Genomic DNA, 22,058 nt, shown 5'->3' on the forward strand with positions numbered 1-22,058 from the left:
TAAAAGATGATAATGAAAAATCCCTCATTAAAAATTAAAAATTTTTGATTCTTTTAATTTTTAATGAGGGATTTTTTTTATCTTACTCTACTTCATTAAACAAATGTTCTTCCAACAGAGGTTGGACTTGACGAAACTCCTCTGGTGAGAGCAATTCTGGTTTACCAGCTTGAGATATTCGTGCGAAAAACAGCAGTGGATCGAGGGGAGTGTAAATTGCGTACTCTTGTTCTTCGTGGTAGAAGCTCGATAGCAGTTGTAATTGCTCTGGCTCTAAATCTGCTTCTTCGTCTTCAATTTCTAGAGTAAAAAGTTCTGACTCTTCCACTGGTGGTAATTCACCTGCAACAGTCAGAGCATAAGCTGTATGCTTCAAAAGGAGATTTTGCTCAGAAAGAACAGCCTGGGCTATGCCAAATATTTGGTCGATTATCGTTTCATCTTCCACTAAGATGGCTTCTTCTTCCTCTTCATCACCTTGCCAAGCAAAAATTTCTATTGGTGAGTCAACGGGTAGAAGCAAAACGTACTCTTGAGCATCTACGGTGAGTGAATGCTCAATGTAACATTCGAGGGTTCTCCCTTTGTCATCAGTCAAAGTGATGGAACCAGTACGAGTCTGATCATTTTCTTCAGGAAAGGATGAGGAAAACATAGTGGAGATATCGACTTTTTACTAAAAACTACCAGCAACTGTTATAATACCCGAATTCTTTCAACAGATATTATTAATCAAACTAGGGGTAAAACTGATTAATAAATTTCAGAATATCATGTTAAAAGCTTGCATCAATCAGCAGAAACTAGTGTGCTTTTCAAACAAGAGCGCCTTGTATCTAGCCATTGTTGTAAGATGATGGATGCTGCTTTACGGTCAATAAGTTGTTTGTGACGAGAGGGGGAGCGATTCTCTGCTATGAGCATCTGCTCTGCCTGAAATGAAGTTAATCGTTCATCAACATATTCCACAGGCAGTTTGAGAACCTTGGCAAGTCTGGTCGTAAATTTCTGCACTTGACGAGCCTGAAATCCTAAAGAACCATCCATAGAATAGGGTAACCCAACAATTAGGACTTGCACTTGGCGCTGATTGACGAGTTGTCGTATTTGCTCCACATCCCGATCAAACGATGTGCGCTCTATAGTAGTGATACCAGTGGCAATCAAACCAGTGCGATCGCACCCTGCTACACCAATACGTTTGCGCCCTACATCTAATCCTAAAGCAGAAACGAACTGCCGTGAGTTCTTTTCATCAGTCGGTGGAGTTGGGGAGGAGAGAGGGACAGCGGAAGCAGGGGAGCGGGGGAGATATTGTCCTTGTGTCCCTTTGTCTGGTTGTCCCCTTATATCCTTCTCCTTGTGTCCTTGTTCAAAACTCACTGCGAATTACTCCTGCCGTGCATCTGCCGATTCTTGCTGGCTAGATGTTTCTACGTTACAGTTATTGCACGAAAAGACAACAGTCTCTTTTGTCGTATTGGGTTGTGCTTTTCTGTCTGGCGACACTGGCTGTCCTTGTTGTGCCCATGACATACCACCAGGAATCGGTTTACGTGCAGGTTGTAATCCTTGCAACATCTCTGGTAACTGAATTCCTTCTAAGGAGACAAATTTTGACTCCCGCAGTTTATGCCACACAGAGCGAGACATCATCAAGGTGTGTTCTATACGACTTGCACCCATTCTCTCCAAATACTCTTCTCTTTCTGGGTGATAGTCTGCTGAGATGACTTGTAGAGCTTGTGGAGGAAAATCCTGTGCTATTCGAGCTAGTTGAGACAGTAACTCTGGATACAACCAGGTATAAGCTGGGTTAACTGTCAAGGTTGCCACATGGGGCTGTTGACCTTTACGATCCAGTCGCAGCTGAAAATAGCCGATCGCGGCTTTGCGTTGGGGTTCAAAAACGTAACCACTCACAACTTCTATTTTCGTCACCCACTGCTTAACTGCTTCTGTTAAAGCGCCAAACAGACTTGTTTTAAAGTCATCAGCGTTACGGTCAAACACTTGTCTTACTAGAGGTGGCATTGATGCCGTATCGAGTTGATACAGTAGCTGGGCATCAGCATTACTTACAGGCAGCAAATTGGGTAAGTCTGGTTCTGATTTTGCCAATTCTTCAAGCAACTCTGGTTCTATTTCCCAATATGTCATTTCTGCCAAGCGCTGAAATCCGTTTTTGCGATAAAGCGCCAATGCGTCTTTGTCATTGACATTCACTTCTAAAAGCCAAGTACGAGCTTCCAAAATTGATTCAAAGCAATAGCGCAAAAGCTGCGAGCCAACTGCTTGCTTATCTATCGCACGCTCTATCATCACGCGGTCAACTCTCCAGGTGCTGTGCGTGCGATTGAACGGCGATATTTGAATCATTCCCAGAAGCATACGCCCTTGTTCTGCTACGTATGAACAAAAACGATACCGTAATGGATTGGGAAACCAGCTCAAACACTTGAGTAATCCATACCAGCCGCGCAGCCATTGCATTTGCCGCATTGCATCACAAGCTCCCTTGGGGGTTTGGGCTGCGAATGACTCTTGAGTTAGGCGTTCAATTCCGTCCAAGTCCCGGTATTGGACTGGTCGGATAACAACGCTAAGATTTCGCTGAAGTAATGAGGTCATTTTCATTCGAGCCGCCATTCAGCTTAGAGTAACTAGGTCAAAGGAACTGCTGCAATAATCTTAACGGCTTTGTGCTACTTTCTATTAAACCGAAAGGGTGATTTTCGTAACTTTAAGATATTAAAAAGCAGATTTGTAGCAGAACAGCATTAGCCTTGTCTTAACAAAATCTGCTTTCAGCTTACTTTAGATTAACATTAATTTAACATTTTGGAACTAGATGGCTCTACGAGACACTAGTTTTTCAAAATGAGCTTGGGTTTGATGGAGTAATTGCTCCCGGCTGTCTTCCAAAGACTGCTTCAGGGGTGGAACCAGATTGCGAGCCTGCAGAGCCATGTGAAGCTGTAGATGGGCAACATATTCACTAAAATCATCACGCACTGCATTTGTGCTCGTTAATAAATTTGATTCCATTGCCACTGTGTTCTCCTTCAATTTTTATAGTTGTTTTACATTACAAAATATTTATCATGTTATTTTGCCTATCTTCTTACTTCGCAATGAAGTTTAATGTATGGCAGGAAGATTTCAGCGCTTGGCACATAGCGCGTAAATAAGTATCCACCCGTCACAAAAGAAGCACCAGGAGACGGAGTTGGGAGAGAGGGAGAAACCCCTTGGAGGTCTCCTCGTTGAGTGCAAGTGGCGTGGAAACCACCAAGACGAGCCAGCACTGCGGACGGGTTTCCCGCCGCAGGTGACTGGCGTCCTCGGCGACTACCCACCGCAACTGCCTCACCATTAATAGGGGTCGGAAATCCAAATGTGAATAAATCTGGACAAGAATTTATCACTCCCAAAAATTCCGAACCCTTCTTATGGGAATGTGTACTAAGGAACTGCGCACGAATAAGTTACCCGTTCTCATACCCAAAAGCCTTGATAAACAAAGGTTATTTTTTCTATAACAGATAAGTTATTTCTGCGCGACTCCGTAAGTCATGAGTAGTAATGACTGATGATCTACTAGACGGTGGGCGGCGGTTCATGAGGACAGCACAATGGCTGGGGGATCTCCCAACACAGGTGAGTGTCCCGCGTGTGAAAGGGTCTTTCTTGCCATCTTTGGTAACTGTTGCTGATTTATTCTTATACAAACAATGCCAATTTACCACTTCTTCAACGAAACAGTAGAGCAACGGGTCAACTCAAGAACTGTGGGACGAGGTGTGAAGTTACAAGCCAGTTATGCAAAACTAGCTTTAAGCCAGAGAATCATCATGCCATTTCTTCTGGTGTTCTTTAGCATCATGGTGCTATTGATCATCAGCTTTGCTTTCTGGTTTAGCCACAAGATGGAACAACAGATAACCTCCTCTGTAGAGAAAACTGCTTCAATAGTTTTGCAGGAATTGTATAGAGAAAAACAACACTTAAGTTCTTGGGTACAGCTGATGGCAGATCGGGATGATGTGCGTCTTGCACTCAAGCAGGCAAATACTTTAGCACTTATAAAGTTGTTTGTACCACAAAAAACGACTTTAGAACTTGATTTCCTCAAGATTGTTAACCAAAATGGTCGCGTTCTGTTGGATTTAGGACAGCGACAATTAGGAAACTCAACCCTGGAAGACAAAAGAAGCTTTTCCCAAGCACTGAGTGGTTTGTATCTTTCGGATGTCGTCAACTTTTCTACAAAAGAAGGACAAACGCAGTCAGTTCTTGTTGGGTTAGCACCTGTTAAGTCCAAAGAAGAAGTGATTGGTGCAATTGAAATTGGTATTCTTATCAAACAAGAATTGTTTCAACATCTAGAGACTACGAACAGCGAACATATAGTAGGATTCAACATAGACAAAACGGCAATATCTGACAACGAAGATCTGATATGTGTTTATGCTTCTACGTTACCAGCAGCTTGCGAAACTCATTGGCAACTACCCCCAGCTTTCAGACCGCCACAACGTCTCATCATTGCGGGTGAAGATTACTTAGCTAAAAGGGTAACTGTTTCAGGATTGAGCAATTCTTATCTTACTATTGTACTGCTGAAATCACTTTTTACTTTGAACAATACACTACAGTTTTTGTGGTTAGGACTATGGAGTTTTTTTGTGTTGTCAGCTTTGATCACAATTTTTGTAGGTAGGAACATAGCGCGAAAAATTTCTGACCCTGTGTTAGCTATAGCTAAATTCGCGCAAAAAGTCACAATGGAATCGAATTTTGATTTGCGATCTCCTGTTATGACTCATGATGAAGTGGGGATATTAGCCACTTCTCTCAACAGTCTTATTAGCAGAATAGCAGAATATACTCAACTATTACAGTTAGCACGGCAAACATTAGAAAGACGAGTCCAAGAACGGACTCAGCAACTTTTGCAAAAAAATCAGGAATTGAATCAAGCTTACGAACAACTCAGCCAAGCTTTAAACGAACTTCAGCAAACTCAAGCACAATTAATTCAGACTGAAAAAATGTCTTCGCTGGGTAATATGGTGGCAGGAGTTGCCCATGAAATCAATAATCCTATCAATTTTGTCTACGGCAATTTAACTTATGCTAAACAGTACACAGAAGAACTTTTGAAAATACTGTTTTTTTATCAAAGAGAGTATCCCCAGCCAAGTGCTGTTATTCAAAATCAACTTAGTGAAATTGATATTGATTTTATCAGTGAGGATTTACCCAAACTGATGTCCTCAATGCAAATGGGTGCTCAACGTGTCCACGACATTGTTTTATCATTGAGAAATTTCTCACGTCTTGATGAAGCCGAAATGAAAGCTGTGAATATCCATGAAGGAATTGACAGCACTTTATTAATCCTCAATCATCGAACGAAAGAGAAAATTAAAGTTATTAAAGAATATGGAAATTTGCCCTTGGTTGAATGCTATCCAGCACAACTCAATCAAGTCTTTATGAATATACTCAGCAATGCAATAGACGCATTAGAAGAGAGAATGGGAAATAGGAAGTCGGCAATTGTAAAAGAAACACTTCCTACCCCCACAATTCGGATTTATACTGAGATTATTTTTGCAGCCTCTGGGAAAGACTCTGTTCCATGTGTTTGCATAAGAATTACTGATAACGGCTGTGGGATACAGTCAAATTTCAAAGATAAAATCTTTGAGCCTTTTTTCACGACAAAAACGGTAGGTAAAGGGACTGGTTTAGGACTGTGGATTTGCTATCAAATTATTCAAAAGCATCAGGGGAAAATTGAAGTTAACTCTAACCCAGTTCAAGGAACAACATTTCTCATCACTCTGCCGCTTTCACAATTATAAATAGCCTAGATTAAATAGGCTTGTAGTAGCGCTTCAACTCCAGGACAAAACTACTGTTGACTATGTCAGTTGTTTACAAATGATGCAGGCTGAACAAACTATTATCCATACTCAACTAGCTACAGCAGCCACTGTCTGATTCACTATTTCATATGGTTTTTCTACGCCTTGTGCCAAATATTCAGCAAGCTGAGATTCTATTTGCTCCCGTACAATTTGGCGATACTCCAAGAAATGTTCATTGTGGGCACAGGTCGCGAGATAATGCTCTGCAACCCCGGGGTTACGCTTGAGAATACTAAACAGGTGGTGCCAGAACTTCCAGCGAGTTTCGCGTTTTATCCCTTGTCGCCAAATAATCAACAGCAGCGCTTTCACAACAACCCACTCTGGCATCTTGAATGGTGCTTTCCAACTCGGTGCACCCATGATTAGGAAACAACGGTAGGTACGATCCAAGTAGCACACTGGGTCATATAAATAACTAAATGCTTCAATATATTCTCTGGCAATATCTTCCAAAGAACGAGTGGGGATAAAGTTCATCAAAGTTGTCTGATTGATGTTACCGTCTTTATTTTCTCGTAGTCGTCCTTCTTTATTGAGGCGATGCCAAAGGGCAGTATTTGGTAGCGCTTGTAACATGGCAAAAGTTGTGGAGGGAATTGCTGCTTGTTCTGCAAAGCGGACAATGCGATCGCCTGCGCCTGATTTCTCTCCATCAAAACCAATAATAAACCCAGCCATCGGGCGCAAACCAGCTTTGATGATGGTTTGCACAGCCTCAGTTAATGAACTACGCGTATTTTGAAACTTCTTTGTCAGTTGCAAACTGTCTTCATCCGGTGTTTCAATTCCCAAAAACACCGCAGCAAAACCGCACTCAACCATCAACTCCATCAATTCTGGATCTTGTGCTAAGTCAATAGAAGCTTCGGTGTCAAACCGGAATGGATACTTGTGTTCTGCCATCCAAACCTTTAACTCTTTGAGCAACAACTTAACATTGCGCTTGTTGCCGATAAAGTTGTCATCCACCATAAAAATACCACGCCGCCAACCCAGCTTATAGAGGTAATCTAACTCTGCCAACAGTTGTGCAGGAGTTTTGGTGCGAGGTTTGCGTCCGTAAAGAACAATAATGTCACAAAATTCGCACTGGAAAGGACAACCCCGCGAAAATTGAATTGACATCATGTCGTAAGCGTCAAAGTCCAGCAACTCAAAACGGGGTATTGGGGTGTTTGTGACATCAGGTTTTTCTGTAGCGCGGAAAGTCCCAGAGGTTTCACCCCGTTTAATTGCTTCGACAAACATCGGGAGGGTAATTTCCCCTTCATCTAAAATTAGGAAATCTGCACCAGCTTCTTGAACTCCCCCAGGAACTGAGGTGGGGTAAGGACCGCCCACAGCAACTAACTTACCACGTTGTTTTGCTTCGCGAATTTGCTCTAATAAATCTTGTTTTTGAACTATCATCGCAGAGAAGACGACCACATCCGCCCAAGCCCATTCCTCTTCTGTCACTGGGCGGATATTGCGATCAACTAGCTTAAACTCCCATTCTTGAGGCAAAATTGCTGCAACTGTCACCAAACCCAATGGTGGTAACAAAACTTTGCGGTCAACTAATGCCAAGATTTTTTCATAAGACCAAAATGTTTTGGGAAAAATGGGATAAACTAGTAAAATTCGCATGAACCGTCAACCCTCACAAACAAAAGTGTTTTTTCGCGCTCAACTATCATAAAAAGTTGATTGGTACACTGACGAAGTTTTCTTCTTTGAAGTTTCTGTCCGATAGCACGAGTGTAGCTAGTTCACATAGGTGAACAATAGCGCCTAAGTGCATCGAGTTGCAACCCAACCCAGAGTGTGGCACTTAGACGCTATTTATTGTCAAAAGCAAAAATTCCTTAACTCTGCTGTGAGTTTGACTGGCTAGATTGATCTGCGGGCTGTGTCTTCTCCTCTTTTTTCTGACCCTCACCGACTGCTTGCAATTGATTGAGGTGAATATTATTCACTTGAATAACAAAGTTTTCTATTGCCTCCTTTGCCTTTTGTTGTTGTTCGCTTTCGTCAGCTGAGTCATAGCAACGATAAGATGGAGTTATTCCCAAGACAAATTTCTCTTGTTCAGCTTCTAACGATTCAACTGTCGTGTTAGCAGAAATCCAATTTTCCTGAAAAGGAAACGAGGTGACGACACTAGCAACTATAGAGGCAATAGCTGGAAAAATTACGGGCAGCCACTTCAGGAAACCTTGACCTGGTTCCAATTTGTCTACCAAAACTAAAATTGGTGTCACTCCGGAAAAAACAATGGTTGACATTTGCAAACCATAGTAAAGATTTCTCGATAGATTTCGAGTTTTTTTATAATCGTCAATCAACTCTTGGCAATACTGTAAAGCGTTTTCTCTCGCTGGCGCTATCGGGTTCTTTGTCGAGTGATTGTTACTGTTCATCAGATAGAGTTCGGCTTTTTTCTGCAGTTCGAGTTTAGAAGCGGCGTTACTAGAAACCCGAAATACTTGTTGATTGATGAGGAACAGAAAAACAAAGATAGCCAAAGAAATAGATCCAGTGAGTATGACTCTTGGATTGTCTGGGAAAACAAGAGTAATAACACCTGAACCAATAAAAGCAGCTAAAAAGAAATACTCAAAGACCTTCAGGGTAAACAACATTTTTTGACTTGATGAGGACGATGATTGTTCCTGCGTATCGGATATTTCCGTCTGGTTTTTCTGCTCAATAGTCGTCATTGCTCAGTTGCCAATTCGGTGATCACATACAAGTATAGTAAGTTTTCTGGCAAAATGTTTTTCAGCATACAAAATGCCAGGATTAAGATGCAGATTAGAGAATATTTAAAAAGTTTAATGAGTGACTTCCATTTGGGGCAATCTCTCCCAAAAATTCACGCAAAGCCGATTTTGCAAACAATTCCGGCGTCTGCTTGCGCTTACGGAAACAAGGACTGCAATGCTGGACTCACCAGACTGCCTCACCACCGCAAGTGGCTCACAATTTTAGCACAGGGCGATTTTTCCTCAGCTTAGGCAGATTTTTCGCTTGTTTTACCCAACGCTTGAAATTCTAGCCGAGCACTGCCTCAGCTATAGAAAGCCAACCTCTGTAGGCTTTCTGTAGATCCACCTGCGTGGACGCGTGTTTGTATAGCCTTTGAATTTTATTCGCTGGGTGGCTGGGTTTATTTTTCAAAATGAGACGCTTTCACAGCTTTAGCACCGGATGTTCAAGAGTGCATCTACTCAAAGTATTATATCTTAGACCAGAATCACTTTTCTGTCAATGCATAACTCCTAAAATTAGGAATACCGACATATATTGTCTTGCGAATCTAAAAAATCTGTAAATCAAACAAATATTTGTTGACCATGTATTTCCACGCAATTAATGTATTGTACATATGCAAATTTATATATTGCATATACACATAATAAAAGTACTTAATTCATCCCCTGGCTGCCCTTGACTGCTTCTACTTGACTATCACGAAAAGCCGCGATGTTTCGAGTCATTGGTCATTAGTACTAATTACTAAAGACTAAGAATCGAGACAGTGGGCGGCGGTTGATGAGGACAGCACTGCACCGACGTCTCCCGCACTTTGGTGATTGTCCGTCCGATCTCTAGAAGAAATGGGCTTTCCGGCTGTCTTTGGTAAGTATTAAGTACAAAATCATATTTTTTTGAGGCATCACAGCTTCAGTATTAAACATGAAAATACAAGGTACAGACTATCTTGAAAATGAGGAGTTAGGGAGGGAAAGAGTGAGAGAGTGAAGGAAAGAAGATTTTTATGTGTATTGGTGAACGTAGTTGATGAGAGCTACTTAGAGGATGTCTGTTGAAGTCAGAAGTGTTATGTCCAACAGAGTGCTCTTCGTAGTGTTTGCGTATCTGGTGATCTCTATGTCTACGGCACCGTTGCTTTGCGTTCCCCCAGGCCAGCCTAGCGTCTGGGCAGGAGATACGCTCGTGTTCCAACTAAGCATGCTCAGGACTACGTTCATAATGACAAAATGTACAGCTTAGATATAGTTTAAACTTCTAACTGACCAGATAGATTTGCTAAAGTTAATAAATAAACTATTAGGAACTCATTTCTAAGTTTATATTTAGCATCTATCAAGTCTAATACAACCCGAAATGATATCAGGCTGGGTAGAATTGTAGCCATTAATCTACAGTTCCAAATCTGACTCTAGCTATATTCGTAACAATTATCGTTTTTGATGAGGATTAAGAAATGGTAAACATAGGCTATCATACGGCCAAATTTCAAGGTCAATTTATTCGTTCTCTTTATAGAGATGTAGTTGTTAAGTTGGTGAATCTTCCCATCAAACAAAATCGAAAAGTTCCAATAAATGTCTATTCTTTATCTTGTGAGCGCGATTTACCAGAACAAGTAGTCAGTATTCGGTCATTCATCCGTCATGTTGGCATTCCAGATACATTCACTGTGATTTCTGATGGTAGCTACACTGATGATAGTTGTCGTTTACTCCGCCGGATACATCCCTGTGTTGAGGTGGTGCAATTAAAAAAACTTCTTAGAAACGATTTGCCTCAATGTGTTTCTGAATATGCCCAACAGCATGCAATGGGTAGAAAGTTGTCGGCATTAATGTCAATTCCTGTGAATGGTCCAACTATCTACACAGATTCAGATATTTTATTTTTTCCAGGTGGAATTGACTTAGTTCAGTTAGCCACTTCAGACGATAAATACACTAGATATTTACTTGATTGCTCTAATTCACTAGATCAGAGAATCATTGTAAATGATTCTGAGAAGTTAAATCCAATCAATGCTGGATTTATTTTATTCAAGCACGAATTGGATTGGAATTTCGCTATTGAACGCTTGGCGAATATCGAAGGACTTCCCTCATATTTTACTGAACAAACAGTGGTGCATTTGACAATCCACCACAATCATGGTATACCTCTGTGCTCGCAACGATATGTTCTCAATGTAGAAGATCAGTTCATTTATCCAGATAAATTTGCTAGTAAAGAAATTGCTTTAAGACATTATGTTAGGGATGTCAGACACAAGTTTTGGTTTAATTTGGCGTTAGCTTGATGAGTCAATACTTTTTGAGTAAGCCTGCAGGTTAAACAAACTAAGCCTACATAAGTGGGTAATTTCTATGGGCTGCAGAAGCAGCCTTTGTTAGTGTGTCCGTAACTCTGCACTATGACTGGGTGACAGATACTATTAACCGGCACGTATTGAATGGTAAGTGTCGCAGTTAGTGTACGTTCGCTAATTTTTACTAAAAACGAATACATCAACACAATGCAAATCTCTTCATTTGACGTCTTTGACACGGTTCTGACACGAGTTGTAGGAACACCAAAAGCGTTCTTTCTTTTGCTAGGTAAGCAACTGGCGGGTCAATCCCTGATTAACTGTACACCTGAAGCGTTCGTTCATGCTCGCACTACAGCTGAGTTCCGGGCACACAGCAATGTGGGTGAAAAATATTCTTTGCACCAAATCTACACAGAAGTTGCGATCGCCCTACGACTCACTGATGAGCAACGCGAAAAAATCATGCACATTGAATGTGCCTTGGAATCTGAACTAATTCGCCCGATCCCCATTGCAAGAGATCTCATCCAGACTGCCCGCAAGCAAAACAAGCGTGTGGTTTTCGTGTCCGATATGTATTTGCCTGCTGAGTTCATCAAAGAGCAGTTAGTGCGTCATTCGTTCTGGGTGGATGGTGATGAATTGTATGTATCTTATGAATACGGAAAATCCAAGGCAACAGGTGAACTTTTCCGAGAATTGCTCAATCGTGAGGGTGTTTCGCCTGCCGAAGTCTCTCACTACGGTAATGATTTGCGTATTGATGTTCAAGGTGCGAAAAAAGTTGGGTTGAAAGCTCAACATTTTTCCGAAGGCAACTTGAATCGATATGAACAAAAACTGGAGTCACATTCCTATGCGACAGAAGGTTTATCTTCTGCAATGGCTGGTGCTTCCAGATTGGTGCGCTTGCAAGTCCCGGTGTCGTCCTCAAAAGAGGAGGCTCTACGTGATGTCGCTGCAGGCGTAGTAGCTCCTACATTAGTCGGCTATGTTCTCTGGATACTCCAACAGGCTCAGCTGATGGGCTTAAAACGGCTGTACTTCGTATCAAGAGATGGTCAAGTTTTGCTGGAAATAGCGCGTAGATTAGTCGGCAAGCTCAACTTTTCTTGCGAACTTCGCTATATCTACGGCAGCAGATTATCGTGGAATCTGCCAGCAGTCGTCAGTCTTGATCCACAGCAGGCATTGGAGATGCTGAAAAGACCAAGCTGGATTTTGGATGGCACGAGTACCCTCTCTATTCGAGACTTTCTGGCGCGGGTTTCTATTGCTCCCCAAGAGATTCGTGATAGCTTGGCTGCTATCGGATTCAAAGAAGAAGATTGGTCTAGAATTCTGAGTCCACAAGAAGTGCAGGCATTACACCCAGTGCTTGACAAACCGGAAGTTAGTGAACTCATTCTTCAGAAAGCTGTTCAAAAGCAACAAGTTCTGATGAAATATCTCGACCAAGAGGGGGTGCTTGACTCAATTCCAAAGGGGTTAGTTGATGTCGGTTGGTTTGGCAGCTCGTATGATTCCCTAGCTGCACTTGTCAACGCTAACGGTGCGACACTTGATGTGGGTTTCTTTTATGGTCTTAAGAGTAATTCCAAGGGAAATCAATCTGACTCTAAGAAAGGCTATTTCTTCGATCAACGGACAAGAACTGGCTTCAAAGATGTTTTACCTGAGTTGGGTATTGTTCCTTTGGAAATGTTTTGTAGTGCAGATCATGGTACCGTGCTTGGCTTCATGGAGGAAGGGGATCAAGTTCGACCGGTATTCAAGGAAGAACATAATCAAAGGATCATCGACTGGGGACTACCACTTGTTAGGAAGGCAGTTTACTCTTTTACAGAGAATCTGTTACTTGATCCAAACTTAGTTAATCCATGGGCAGATGTGCGCCAAGCTTCTGCAGATGTCCTTCAGTCGTTTTGGTTGAGTCCTTCTTATACAGAGGCGAAGGCTTGGGGTGACTTTCCCTGGGAGGCAGGTCATAGCGAGAATACTAATTCTCTTGCTCAATCCTACTCTTGGATAAATGTTGCTAAATCTTTTTTGACTGCGAGATTCGCTTATAATCAAGGTCTATGGTTTGAGGGATCAGTCGCCCAAAGTTCCTTACCAGTCCAAAAGGGAATACAAGGTTTTCGCCGCTATCGGCGCTTGCTCTTGAGTATCAAGTCTAAAGTTCTCACTCCTAGACTCAAGCTAGTTAAGCGCTCACTACAAACCCCTTAAGAACGAAAATTCCTTAACTTGTCTATAGTAGGAAGATCCCACTCCTAACCCCTCCCCGGAAGCAGTGTACACACAAGTCATCGAATGACTCAAAATTCTGGGAAAACCTCACCCTGCCCTGTCGGGCATCCCTCTCCTTATTAATGGGAAAACCTCACCCTGCCCTGTCGGGCATCCCTCACGCCAGGTGCTACAACGGGGGGAACCCCCGCAACGCACTGGCTCTCCTTATTAAGGAGAGGGAAAGATTTTTGCGTAGCAAAAAGCGAGGGTAAGGTTTTGAGCGAGATGTGTGTACACCGTAAGCTTGCAGGGAAAGTTGGTAACGGTTCTGAGGTCATTAAACGAAACCGATATTACTTGATAAATGGCTTGACACCACTAATTTTCAAAATATCGCTCATCGTCGCACAGTAATTTGGCAAACCCAAGCTGGCTGGATTGACGACATTTTGGTAAGTAAAATGCCGATAGTTCATACTGAATCTATCCCAAGCAGCCATCTGAATACGGAACAAAACGATAATTAAATTGGCTAAAGATAAAGATAAAGGAATGCGAAAGTAAATCTTTTTGCCTAAATAAGCGCAAACTTCTTCTATTGCTTGATTTACAGTTAATTTTTCTTCACCCAAAACAATAGAGCGTGTTTCCTCTTTTTTTGGAGGATTCTCAATCAAATATCTTATTACTGTGGCAATATCTTGTCCGTGAATGAAGTGGAAACTGCCATCTGCTTTTAAATAGCGAATCAAATTTATATATTTCGTTACTTCTGGAATACCAGATGTAATGTGAGAGTAGGGTTTATTGCGATCGCCCCCCAGCACTAAAGTAGGAAAAACACTCGTCACTTTAGGGGCTATTGCTAACTGCGATATCTTATGCAAGCAATCGTACTTGGAACGGATGTAATCTGTACCCAGTTCCCCTGCTTCCTTCAAAGGTTGGTTGTTGCGATCCAAAACGCTAGCTGTGGAAAAATAAATGACTTGTTCGCATTTGTCTGGATCTAACAAGTTCAGCAACTCGTGCGTTTTATGGACATTAATATCAAATGTTTTTTCACCACCCCAAGCCGTCGCTGTCAACACAGCAACATCTATCGTTTTCAGCAAGTCAGCAAATTGCTCTATTTCTTGCATATCACCCTGCAAGACAGTCACACCAGGACGTGCTTGAGTATCGACTTGCAGTTTCTTTGGATTCCTAACCAGCAGATACAGTTCGTGTTCTGTTTCTTGAATTAAGGCTTCACTTATGTAGTGACCGATACAACCACTTGCACCCGTGACTAAAATCCGTTTCTGGGTCATAGAGAGTTTCAAATAAGATTTAGGAGTTATCAATTATGAATTGTGAATGAGAAAAAAGTTTCATATTAGTAGGCAAGGATTATTCATGAGCCAGTTGGCATTAATTTGATGCAGTTGACAATTGCGTCGGATGAAACGATGGCAAAGCAAGCAAAGCAATTAATTGAGCGAGTACAATTAGAAGAAACAGGCACGCTGCCGAAAAACGAAATACTAAATATTATTACTACCATTGCTGTTTATAAGTTTTCGACCTTGAGTAGAGAGGAAGTTGAAGCTATGTTAGGACTGACTTTAGAGCAAACAAGAGTTTATCAAGAAGCGAAAGCCGAGGGTCGAGAAGAAATGTTGAGAGCAGCGATACCTCTGTTACTAAAAACTGGGATGAGCGTGGAACAGATTGCTCAACAGCTTAATGTTGATGTAGAAGCTGTCCGCTTAGCTGCACAGCAAAGCACATAGAATGAACATTGAAGAAACACAAATCTACAAAGACTTGGAGCGTTAAACCAAGTTAAAGGCAGCTTCACGCCTTTTACAGCAATTTTCAGGTAATTGAACCACAATTTGCGGGAAAGTAGACATGGAGTGATTGTTTAATTCGATAGCGATGAGACAGCCAGGGGACACAAAACATTGCGCCCCTAACCTCAGCTGATCATACAACTGCACTACTAAGTTGCTTAGCGGTTTCAAAGAAGAAAGCAACATTTTCCTCTGGAGTTTCCGGTAAAACACCGTGACCCAAATTTAAAATGTGTCCTTTATTGCCAGCTTTCCGCACAGTATCGTAAATGCGATCGCGAATAAATTCCTTAGAACCAAACAATACACCAGGGTCAAGATTTCCCTGCACTTTGAGGTGCTTACCTAATCTTTCCCGTGCGTCTGCCATATCTACTGTCCAGTCTACAGTAATCACATCGGCACCTGATATTGCCATTCTCTCAAGCAAACCTGCACTACCACTCACCAATAGAATCAGAGGTGTATCAGGATGAGTTTCTCTGACTTGTTGGAAAACCCGCTGTTGATAGGGTAGTGCGAAGGTTTCATAATCTTGAGGACTCAATTGTCCTGCCCAAGAATCAAACATTTGCACAACTTGTGCGCCACAGTCAATTTGGTAGCGGACGTAGATGGCGATCGCATCTGCGAATTTTGTCAGCAACTTATCCAGCAGCGTCGGATTTGAGAACGCCATGTTTTTGATGACGGAATAGGTTTTTGAACCTTTTCCCTCCACCGCATAAGCGGCTAATGTCCAAGGTGCACCGACAAAGCCCAACACAGTTGATTCGTTGCCCACTTCCTGCCGCAATGCTTGTAGGATTGTTTTAATGAAAGGCAGCGATTCTTCCGGTTCTAAGGTATGCAGGTTATCGATTTGCTCACTCGTGCGAATGGGCGAGTGAATGATTGGTCCTTTACCTTCAGCGATATCCATATCAATACCTAAACCAGGTAGCGGTGTGACGATATCAGAAAACAAAATCACTCCGTCTGGTTGAAAGGCTTTCCAAGGTTGCAGGGATATTTCAATCGCTACTTCCGGTATTTCCGAGCGATCGCGAAAAGAAGGATACTTCTCCCTTAAATCTCGGTAAGCTTTCATATATCGTCCCGCTTGTCGCATCATCCATACGGGGGGACGATCTAACACTTCACCACGAGCTGCCCTGAGAAGATAAGGAGCGTTGGAAGAAATACCCATTTAACAGTTCATCCTAAACTCTTTTTTATGTCATTGTTTAGCTTATCATCCTAGGATTGCCCTTTTTTGATAAGACTCGTCTTTGAAGCGTTGCTCGTAAAAATTCTATTCAAATTGGACTCAAAACTTCATAAATATTAAAGAATAAGTCAGGAGGAGCCAGCACTGCAGGAGGGGAGCCACTGCGTTGGACGGGTTTCCCGGCTTGAAGCATGTGGCGTTCTCCCTCCGTAGGTGTCTGGCGTTCAGAATGCAATTGAGTGGAGATGCGTGATAAACTTATGTAAAGCACCATAAACGCTTTAAAAATAAGCTTTCAAGCGATTTACATTTCTTAATCTAGATGTGTTTTTTAGCGCCCACCTACTTAGGACATGAGGTGGAAATCTTCAGGGACATGGTGTCCCATTGGAGGCGACCTTATCAAGTCACACTGAACTACCTACACCGTACTTGTATTCAAGTAAATGTAAGTAGTTCACAGCTATTCCATTATAAATTGGTACAATCTCCCGTCAGTCTACTTCGCCAAGACTTTCCACCAGAATTCTTGCAATTATGTGCATCCCTATTGTTTAAGATTCTCCCCTCACAATTTCTTCCGCTCCAGCACTCGTTTTTATCCGTGGGATCAGGTGGTGGTGGTGGATCAAAAACTGGTTGAGTCACAGGTATTGGTGCTGTAGTAGGTGCATCTTTTTGTGCTAGTGTTTCTTGAGCAAATGCTGGTGCTGTAAAACTTCCCACTAGTAGAGTCAAAGCTAATCCCATCAGAACGATGAAACGGCGAAAGTTATTCATGTACATGGTTGATTTTCCTTAAGTGATTGGATTTTGTTAGAGCTTACACATTGACAAAAGTTTAATTATGCGATTGTTTGTAGCCCTTCCTTTTTTAATTAGTTGTAAGCAAAATTAACTTATGCATGAGTGAAATTGAAATGAGAAATTCTTGCTCGATCTGAGTGTTCCAGAATCGTATGCAAGTTGGCTATATGCGTTTGCATTTGCGTAGCACTCCTTTTGGGGACGGGGGTGAGAGAGGAGTAGAGAATAATATATAAATATAAAAAGTTAGTGACATCTACCCTGTCTACCCTGTCTACCTGAGGTCTTGAAAGCTTGAAAGCTTTATGGAACAAGAGTTTCGGAGGTAGACAGGGTAGTAGACATGAATACATATGTACTATGAATACCATGTTTTAGGCAAAATTGGGTATAAGATAAGCTGCGTATGTTGTCAGCTTGGGACAGTTTTGTGTTTAAGACATAAAAAAAAACCTCATACGTTCACTTAACGTAGAGGGTTCTAGAAATGATTTTAGTAAGGGTTAGGTATACTTAAGAATAAAGATTAACACCGCTGCTTGGTTAGAGTATATTCAAAATACCTTTGTCTGCATCTAATTGAACTGGGACTCCCACAGGTAAAGCTGCATTGGGAGCTTCATGACCAAAAGGCAAGTTTGAGACAATGGGAATGCCTAAATCTCCTAGGCGATCGCGCAACACTTCCTCAACACTAAAGCTAGGAACATTTGCAGGCGCTTCACAACGGCTAAAGCTACCCAGTGCAATTCCACGAACTTTTGATAAAACACCACTCATCCGCCATTGTGTTAGCATGCGGTCAATGCGGTACGGAACTTCTGTCACATCCTCCAATGCCAAAACCACACCATCCATATCTGGTAGCATTGGCGTACCAAGCAGATGAGTTGCCACCGTAAGATTACCTGGTAACAAGATACCATTAACCACACCTCCACCCCAACCACAACCCTTTAAAGGTGCAAGAGGGCGACCTTCCACACAATCAAATAACCTTTGAATTGACCAATCTGGTTCGCAAGCCAGAGTTGTCAGCACGGAACCATGAACACCAGAAATTCCTGCTGTGTAAAGACTCCACAAAAGCGCGGTGATGTCAGAAAAACCAATGAGCCACAATGGATGTGCTGAGTTTTCTAAATTCTGCCATGTCCAATTTTCCAAAATACGGGTGCTACCGAAACCACCTCTAGTACAAAGAACACCACGACACTCTGGCTCTTGCCATGCTGTTGCTAGTTGCTCGCGCCTAAATTCATCTTTACCAGCTAAATATCCCCATTTGTCTTCTATCTCTGGGAATATTTCGACTCGATAGCCACGCGATCGCCAAATTTCTACCCCTTTTTGGAAAGCTTCAAATTCCCGTAAAGCACCGCTAGGAGAAATCACTCGTAATAAGTCACCTGGTTTGAGAGGTGGAGGAACAAGTTTAGATTTGAGATTTTGAGTTTTGGATTGCATCAATAAACTTATTTCAGAGCAAATAATACAAAATGTTAATTTCGTATTCGCTATTTATATCTTCTTAACCGTGCAAAATCCAATATCAGAGCAAAAAATATGGCTCATGAATTCAAAAATCTAAAATTTTCAGAAAGCATCGTTGAGAGCGATAGAGTGCAGGCGGCTTCCGTATCGCCCGTATCACGCCCTACGCCCCAGAGAAAATTCAAGTGAACAGTGAACAGTGAGTAAGCGTGCGAATGACGGCTTTCCCGACAGAGGCATCTGGCGTAAGCGCAAGCGTTCGCCGGAGGCGTGCGCGCAGCGTCTGGGCAGGAGATACCCGAAGGGTGAACAGAGGAAGCGATTTCTTGACTTTCTTGATAACTGATAACTGGTAACTGGTAACTGTTAAAAATTCTTGTCTTCTTCTTCCTCATCTTTACCTTCTTCACTTGCATCACCAGGCAAAGCACGGATACGATTCATCTGTGAAAGAGCATACTTTGCTGTTGATCGCACGTCTGCATCCGGATCTCGCACAGCATGAGATAAGATTTGACTCATTTGAGCCATCATGTCATATACGCGAGTCAAATCGCGAATGGCATTTTGCCGCACTTGTGGACTTTCATCTTGCAATGAAATTGCCAAAGCACGGTTCATTGGCTTAAGTGTGCGGGTGTTAATTTCTGCTAAAGCAGCTAAAATCAAGCTGCGTTGCTGAGAATCTGCATCCACCATCAAGTCCACCAAAGGCTGAATTGCTCGTGAGTCTCCTTTTTGACCTAAATCCCAGATAGCTTTACGTCGCTGTGTTATATCAGGGCTACGTAAATCTGAAATCAACTGGTCAATGATGTCAACTTTGGCAAGGCGAGAAGTTGTTTCCATTGGTAAAAATTCAGTAGACGGTGGTATCGTTGTTTCTGTTTCTTGTGTACTGATGACACTAGTGTTATGAAACTCCTCGTCGTCGTTCTTTGTGTGAAACTTTTCTATTGTTTGCGGAACTGAACTGGTGTTTAGCTGACTATAATTTTCTGGGTATTTTACAACTTTTGTACCCTTCTCAATCTTTTTTACTATATAAAGTAATGCCCCAATACTTCCCAAAACACCAGTACCCACAAGTGACCACCAAACTATGTCTGTTTCTGTCTCTTTCTTGGTCTTGGGTTCAGTGGTAGAACTAATTGCAATGGAAGAAGGCGGTAATTTCTTGTTTATTGCTGTCTGAAGACTCTGCCTAGTTGCATCACCAAAGATACCGTCTACACTTAAACCTTTTGCTTGTTGAAATTTAGTCACAGCACGGCTTGTACTTATGCCATACCGTCCATCTATCTCGCCATCATAGTATCCTAACTTCTTAAGTAAGGTTTGCAGTGACTTCACTTCTACACCTGTGCTACCAAGTCTAAGAATGGACTGCTTAGCAGCATCTTTGGAACTGGCTTGAGCAAGTTCTAAATTTTTAAAAACAATTTCAGGTTTAACTGCACTTGCTGGACGTTGGTCAAATCCTAAGCAAGCAAGGCAAGCAATGAAAATAATAGAGGAATAGCGTCGCCTCATATAGCAAGTTTCAGCCAGAACGTGCATTGGAAGCCATTGATACCACAGTGACATCCTCCCACACCCTTCGGGTATACCTACTTTCGCCTGACGGCTTTAGCCCAGAGGGCGTGCGCTTTGCGCATACGCCAGATGCCAAGTCAGGGAAACCCGTCATTCGCACTGGTCTGACCAAATCAGAGATTATGGTGTGGGCTTCCCCAGATCACTCTGAAGATTTCCTGGTTTTCCCCTTTCGGGATTTCGCCACTTGCCTAGACAAAGAAATTTTCGTCCCCGGTAGATCGGCTGCACAGGCAGTTTCCATTCCGCCAAGCCCTGGCGTACTAATTGAGGCTATGCCTCGGTTTCTAATGACTTGACCACTAGCTACATCTCTGTCCGTGGTATAACCACAGTTGAAACAATGATGTACCCTAGTTTTCAAGTCTTTTTTTGCGACTGCACCACATCCTGGACATTCCTGAGAGGTTCCCCTAGAGTCAACTTGTGCAAAGAACTTTCCTCGTTTCCAGCATACATACTTGACGATAGTTCGGAATTGACCAAATCCTGCATCAAGCATATGCTTGCCCAGCATTCCTTTTGCCATTTTGGAGTAATCCAAGTCTTCCATGAAGACCATATCTCCAGTGTCACAAAGGGCATGAGCTTGCTTAAAATGAAAGTCTTTCCGACTGTTATCTATTGTGTGGTGCATTCTTGCAACCTTCATACGTTGTTTTTCGTAATTCTTAGACCGCTTCTGTGTTCTAGACAGTCTGCGTTGCAGCAATTTCAGCTTACTTTGCATTGTTTTGAAGAACTTAGGCGGTTTTACAAGAACACCATCGCTGGTTGCTAAAAACTTTTCTAGCCCCACGTCCACTCCAATAGGATAACCGTGGGGCATCGGTGAAGAAACATTGACATCGCATTGAATATTGATAGATGCATACCATTGATTGGCTTTCCTTAAAACACGCACTTGCTTTACCACAAATCCATTAGGGATCGGGCGGTGCAAGTTAATAGGGATTATTCCAATTTTAGGGAGCTTCAAATGAACGTCTGTCACAGGACTTTCTTTGAATTGAGGAAAAAGCAGTGACTTCAGGTGACCATATTTTTTAAAACGAGGAAATCCAAATCCACGTTCTTGAAAATATTCCCATCCACGATGCAACTGCTTAATCGTCTGCTGCAAAACCTGAGAAGGCACTTCTCGTAATTTCGGGAAGTTTTCTTTGGCTTTAGGCAGGTTGTTTAGTTGCTTGACAACGCAAGGAAACTTTAGATCGGCAGGAAGGATATACTCTTTTTCTAAAGAGCATCTATCAATTAAACACTTACGACTCTCGCACCAATCCTTGATCTCTCGAAGTGCATAGTTGTATGCACCTCGACAAAGTTCCATCCACTCAATTAATATTTGCTCTTGAGCGGCATTAGGATAAATTCGATAGCGATAGTTAAGTGTTAGCATGAAATGAATTGTAGCATATTTACTAGACTTGTAGTGTCTAGTAAATGCTTACCTCATCCCTGAGGGACTAAGCGACAAAAAATCGGCAGCCTTCTTATTACGAGTACCCGTGCGCACCGACAGATCAATCAAACAAACAAAGGCTGCCGATTTTTCTAGCAGGATGCGACGCCATTGAGGGGAATCGGTAAGTGCGGAGACCGATGTATCCCACGCGCCCGTTGAGTACAACTATGGCGTGAGTCTTATAGCCCCCGAACCCCCACAAGATAACTATAAGCTACATAAATATCAAATGTCTTCTTGGCTTCGGTATATTGAATACACTCTGGCTAATACTCAAATTTAAGCACATGAGCGGGAGTTGTTGTGCTTGAGTCGGTTATTTATTTTTGAGATATTTTTTGACTACCCTCCGGGTTCGCCAGTCGCCTGCGGAGGGAAACCCTCCCGCAGCGCTGGTCTC

Annotated in this window: 17 protein-coding genes and 1 pseudogene; 5 read left to right on the forward strand and 13 right to left on the reverse strand. The window is 42.3% G+C overall.

What is annotated here, in order from left to right:
• Positions 1–82: 82 nt before the first annotated feature.
• From DP116_RS12865 to DP116_RS12885, 5 genes are all read right to left on the reverse strand, one after another.
• A complete protein-coding gene (locus tag DP116_RS12865) occupies positions 83–655 on the reverse strand; it encodes a DUF3727 domain-containing protein (RefSeq protein WP_169155566.1) in 573 nt (190 codons plus the stop codon).
• 134 nt (positions 656–789) lie between these two features.
• Positions 790–1,383 carry a Holliday junction resolvase RuvX gene (ruvX, locus tag DP116_RS12870; protein WP_339381449.1) on the reverse strand — a complete coding sequence of 198 codons (594 nt, stop codon included), beginning with the start codon at positions 1,381–1,383 and terminating at the stop codon, positions 790–792.
• Positions 1,384–1,389: 6 nt separating this feature from the next.
• The gene (locus DP116_RS12875) at positions 1,390–2,649 is read right to left on the reverse strand and encodes a GNAT family N-acetyltransferase (RefSeq protein ID WP_169155567.1); all 1,260 of its coding nucleotides are present in this window, start codon (positions 2,647–2,649) and stop codon (positions 1,390–1,392) included.
• A gap of 198 nt (positions 2,650–2,847) precedes the next feature.
• The gene (locus DP116_RS12880; protein ID WP_169155581.1) at positions 2,848–3,048 is read right to left on the reverse strand and encodes a hypothetical protein; all 201 of its coding nucleotides are present in this window, start codon (positions 3,046–3,048) and stop codon (positions 2,848–2,850) included.
• Between the two features lie 68 nt (positions 3,049–3,116).
• A complete protein-coding gene (locus DP116_RS12885) occupies positions 3,117–3,428 on the reverse strand; it encodes a hypothetical protein (RefSeq protein WP_169155568.1) in 312 nt (103 codons plus the stop codon).
• Between the two features lie 306 nt (positions 3,429–3,734).
• On the opposite strand from DP116_RS12885, the gene DP116_RS12890 reads away from it, so the two are divergent.
• Entirely contained in the window at positions 3,735–5,873 is a 2,139-nt protein-coding gene (locus DP116_RS12890) for a sensor histidine kinase (RefSeq protein WP_169155569.1), read from the forward strand.
• Between the two features lie 111 nt (positions 5,874–5,984).
• Here DP116_RS12890 and DP116_RS12895 read toward each other — a convergent pair whose 3' ends face one another.
• Both DP116_RS12895 and DP116_RS12900 read right to left on the reverse strand, forming a co-directional pair.
• Positions 5,985–7,571, reverse strand: a complete 1,587-nt coding sequence (locus DP116_RS12895) for a B12-binding domain-containing radical SAM protein (protein ID WP_169155570.1) — start codon at positions 7,569–7,571, stop codon at positions 5,985–5,987.
• A gap of 218 nt (positions 7,572–7,789) precedes the next feature.
• Positions 7,790–8,644 (reverse strand): DUF4231 domain-containing protein, encoded by an 855-nt coding sequence (locus DP116_RS12900; protein ID WP_169155571.1) that lies wholly within the window; start codon positions 8,642–8,644, stop codon positions 7,790–7,792.
• 117 nt (positions 8,645–8,761) lie between these two features.
• On the opposite strand from DP116_RS12900, the gene DP116_RS12905 reads away from it, so the two are divergent.
• The 3 genes from DP116_RS12905 to DP116_RS12915 all read left to right on the forward strand — a co-directional run bounded on the left by DP116_RS12905 (position 8,762) and on the right by DP116_RS12915 (position 13,242).
• Entirely contained in the window at positions 8,762–8,941 is a 180-nt protein-coding gene (locus DP116_RS12905; protein ID WP_169155572.1) for a hypothetical protein, read from the forward strand.
• Between the two features lie 1,214 nt (positions 8,942–10,155).
• On the forward strand, positions 10,156–10,998 hold the full coding sequence (locus DP116_RS12910; protein ID WP_169155573.1) for a hypothetical protein: 843 nt from the start codon (positions 10,156–10,158) through the stop codon (positions 10,996–10,998).
• 216 nt (positions 10,999–11,214) lie between these two features.
• The gene (locus DP116_RS12915) at positions 11,215–13,242 is read left to right on the forward strand and encodes an HAD family hydrolase (RefSeq protein WP_169155574.1); all 2,028 of its coding nucleotides are present in this window, start codon (positions 11,215–11,217) and stop codon (positions 13,240–13,242) included.
• A 356-nt stretch (positions 13,243–13,598) separates the two neighbouring features.
• Here DP116_RS12915 and DP116_RS12920 read toward each other — a convergent pair whose 3' ends face one another.
• A complete protein-coding gene (locus tag DP116_RS12920; RefSeq protein WP_169155575.1) occupies positions 13,599–14,558 on the reverse strand; it encodes an NAD-dependent epimerase/dehydratase family protein in 960 nt (319 codons plus the stop codon).
• Between the two features lie 90 nt (positions 14,559–14,648).
• Here DP116_RS12920 and DP116_RS12925 point away from each other — a divergent pair.
• A pseudogene (locus DP116_RS12925) lies at positions 14,649–15,020 on the forward strand (DUF2887 domain-containing protein); the annotation flags it as partial.
• Between the two features lie 196 nt (positions 15,021–15,216).
• On the opposite strand, the gene hemE reads toward DP116_RS12925, so the two are convergent.
• From hemE to DP116_RS12950, 5 genes are all read right to left on the reverse strand, one after another.
• A complete protein-coding gene (gene hemE / locus DP116_RS12930) occupies positions 15,217–16,272 on the reverse strand; it encodes a uroporphyrinogen decarboxylase (RefSeq protein WP_169155576.1) in 1,056 nt (351 codons plus the stop codon).
• A 492-nt stretch (positions 16,273–16,764) separates the two neighbouring features.
• Complete coding sequence (locus DP116_RS12935) at positions 16,765–17,079, reverse strand: hypothetical protein (protein WP_169155577.1); 315 nt, start codon at positions 17,077–17,079, stop codon at positions 16,765–16,767.
• 564 nt (positions 17,080–17,643) lie between these two features.
• Entirely contained in the window at positions 17,644–18,567 is a 924-nt protein-coding gene (locus DP116_RS12940) for a S66 peptidase family protein (RefSeq protein ID WP_169155578.1), read from the reverse strand.
• Between the two features lie 393 nt (positions 18,568–18,960).
• Positions 18,961–20,181, reverse strand: a complete 1,221-nt coding sequence (locus tag DP116_RS12945) for a peptidoglycan-binding protein (protein WP_422614225.1) — start codon at positions 20,179–20,181, stop codon at positions 18,961–18,963.
• Positions 20,182–20,332: 151 nt separating this feature from the next.
• Positions 20,333–21,592: an RNA-guided endonuclease InsQ/TnpB family protein gene (locus DP116_RS12950; RefSeq protein ID WP_169155579.1), complete on the reverse strand. Its 1,260-nt coding sequence runs from the start codon at positions 21,590–21,592 to the stop codon at positions 20,333–20,335.
• Between the last annotated feature and the right edge of the window lie 466 nt (positions 21,593–22,058).

This window comes from Brasilonema bromeliae SPC951 (genome assembly GCF_012912135.1).
Classification (GTDB): domain Bacteria; phylum Cyanobacteriota; class Cyanobacteriia; order Cyanobacteriales; family Nostocaceae; genus Brasilonema; species Brasilonema bromeliae.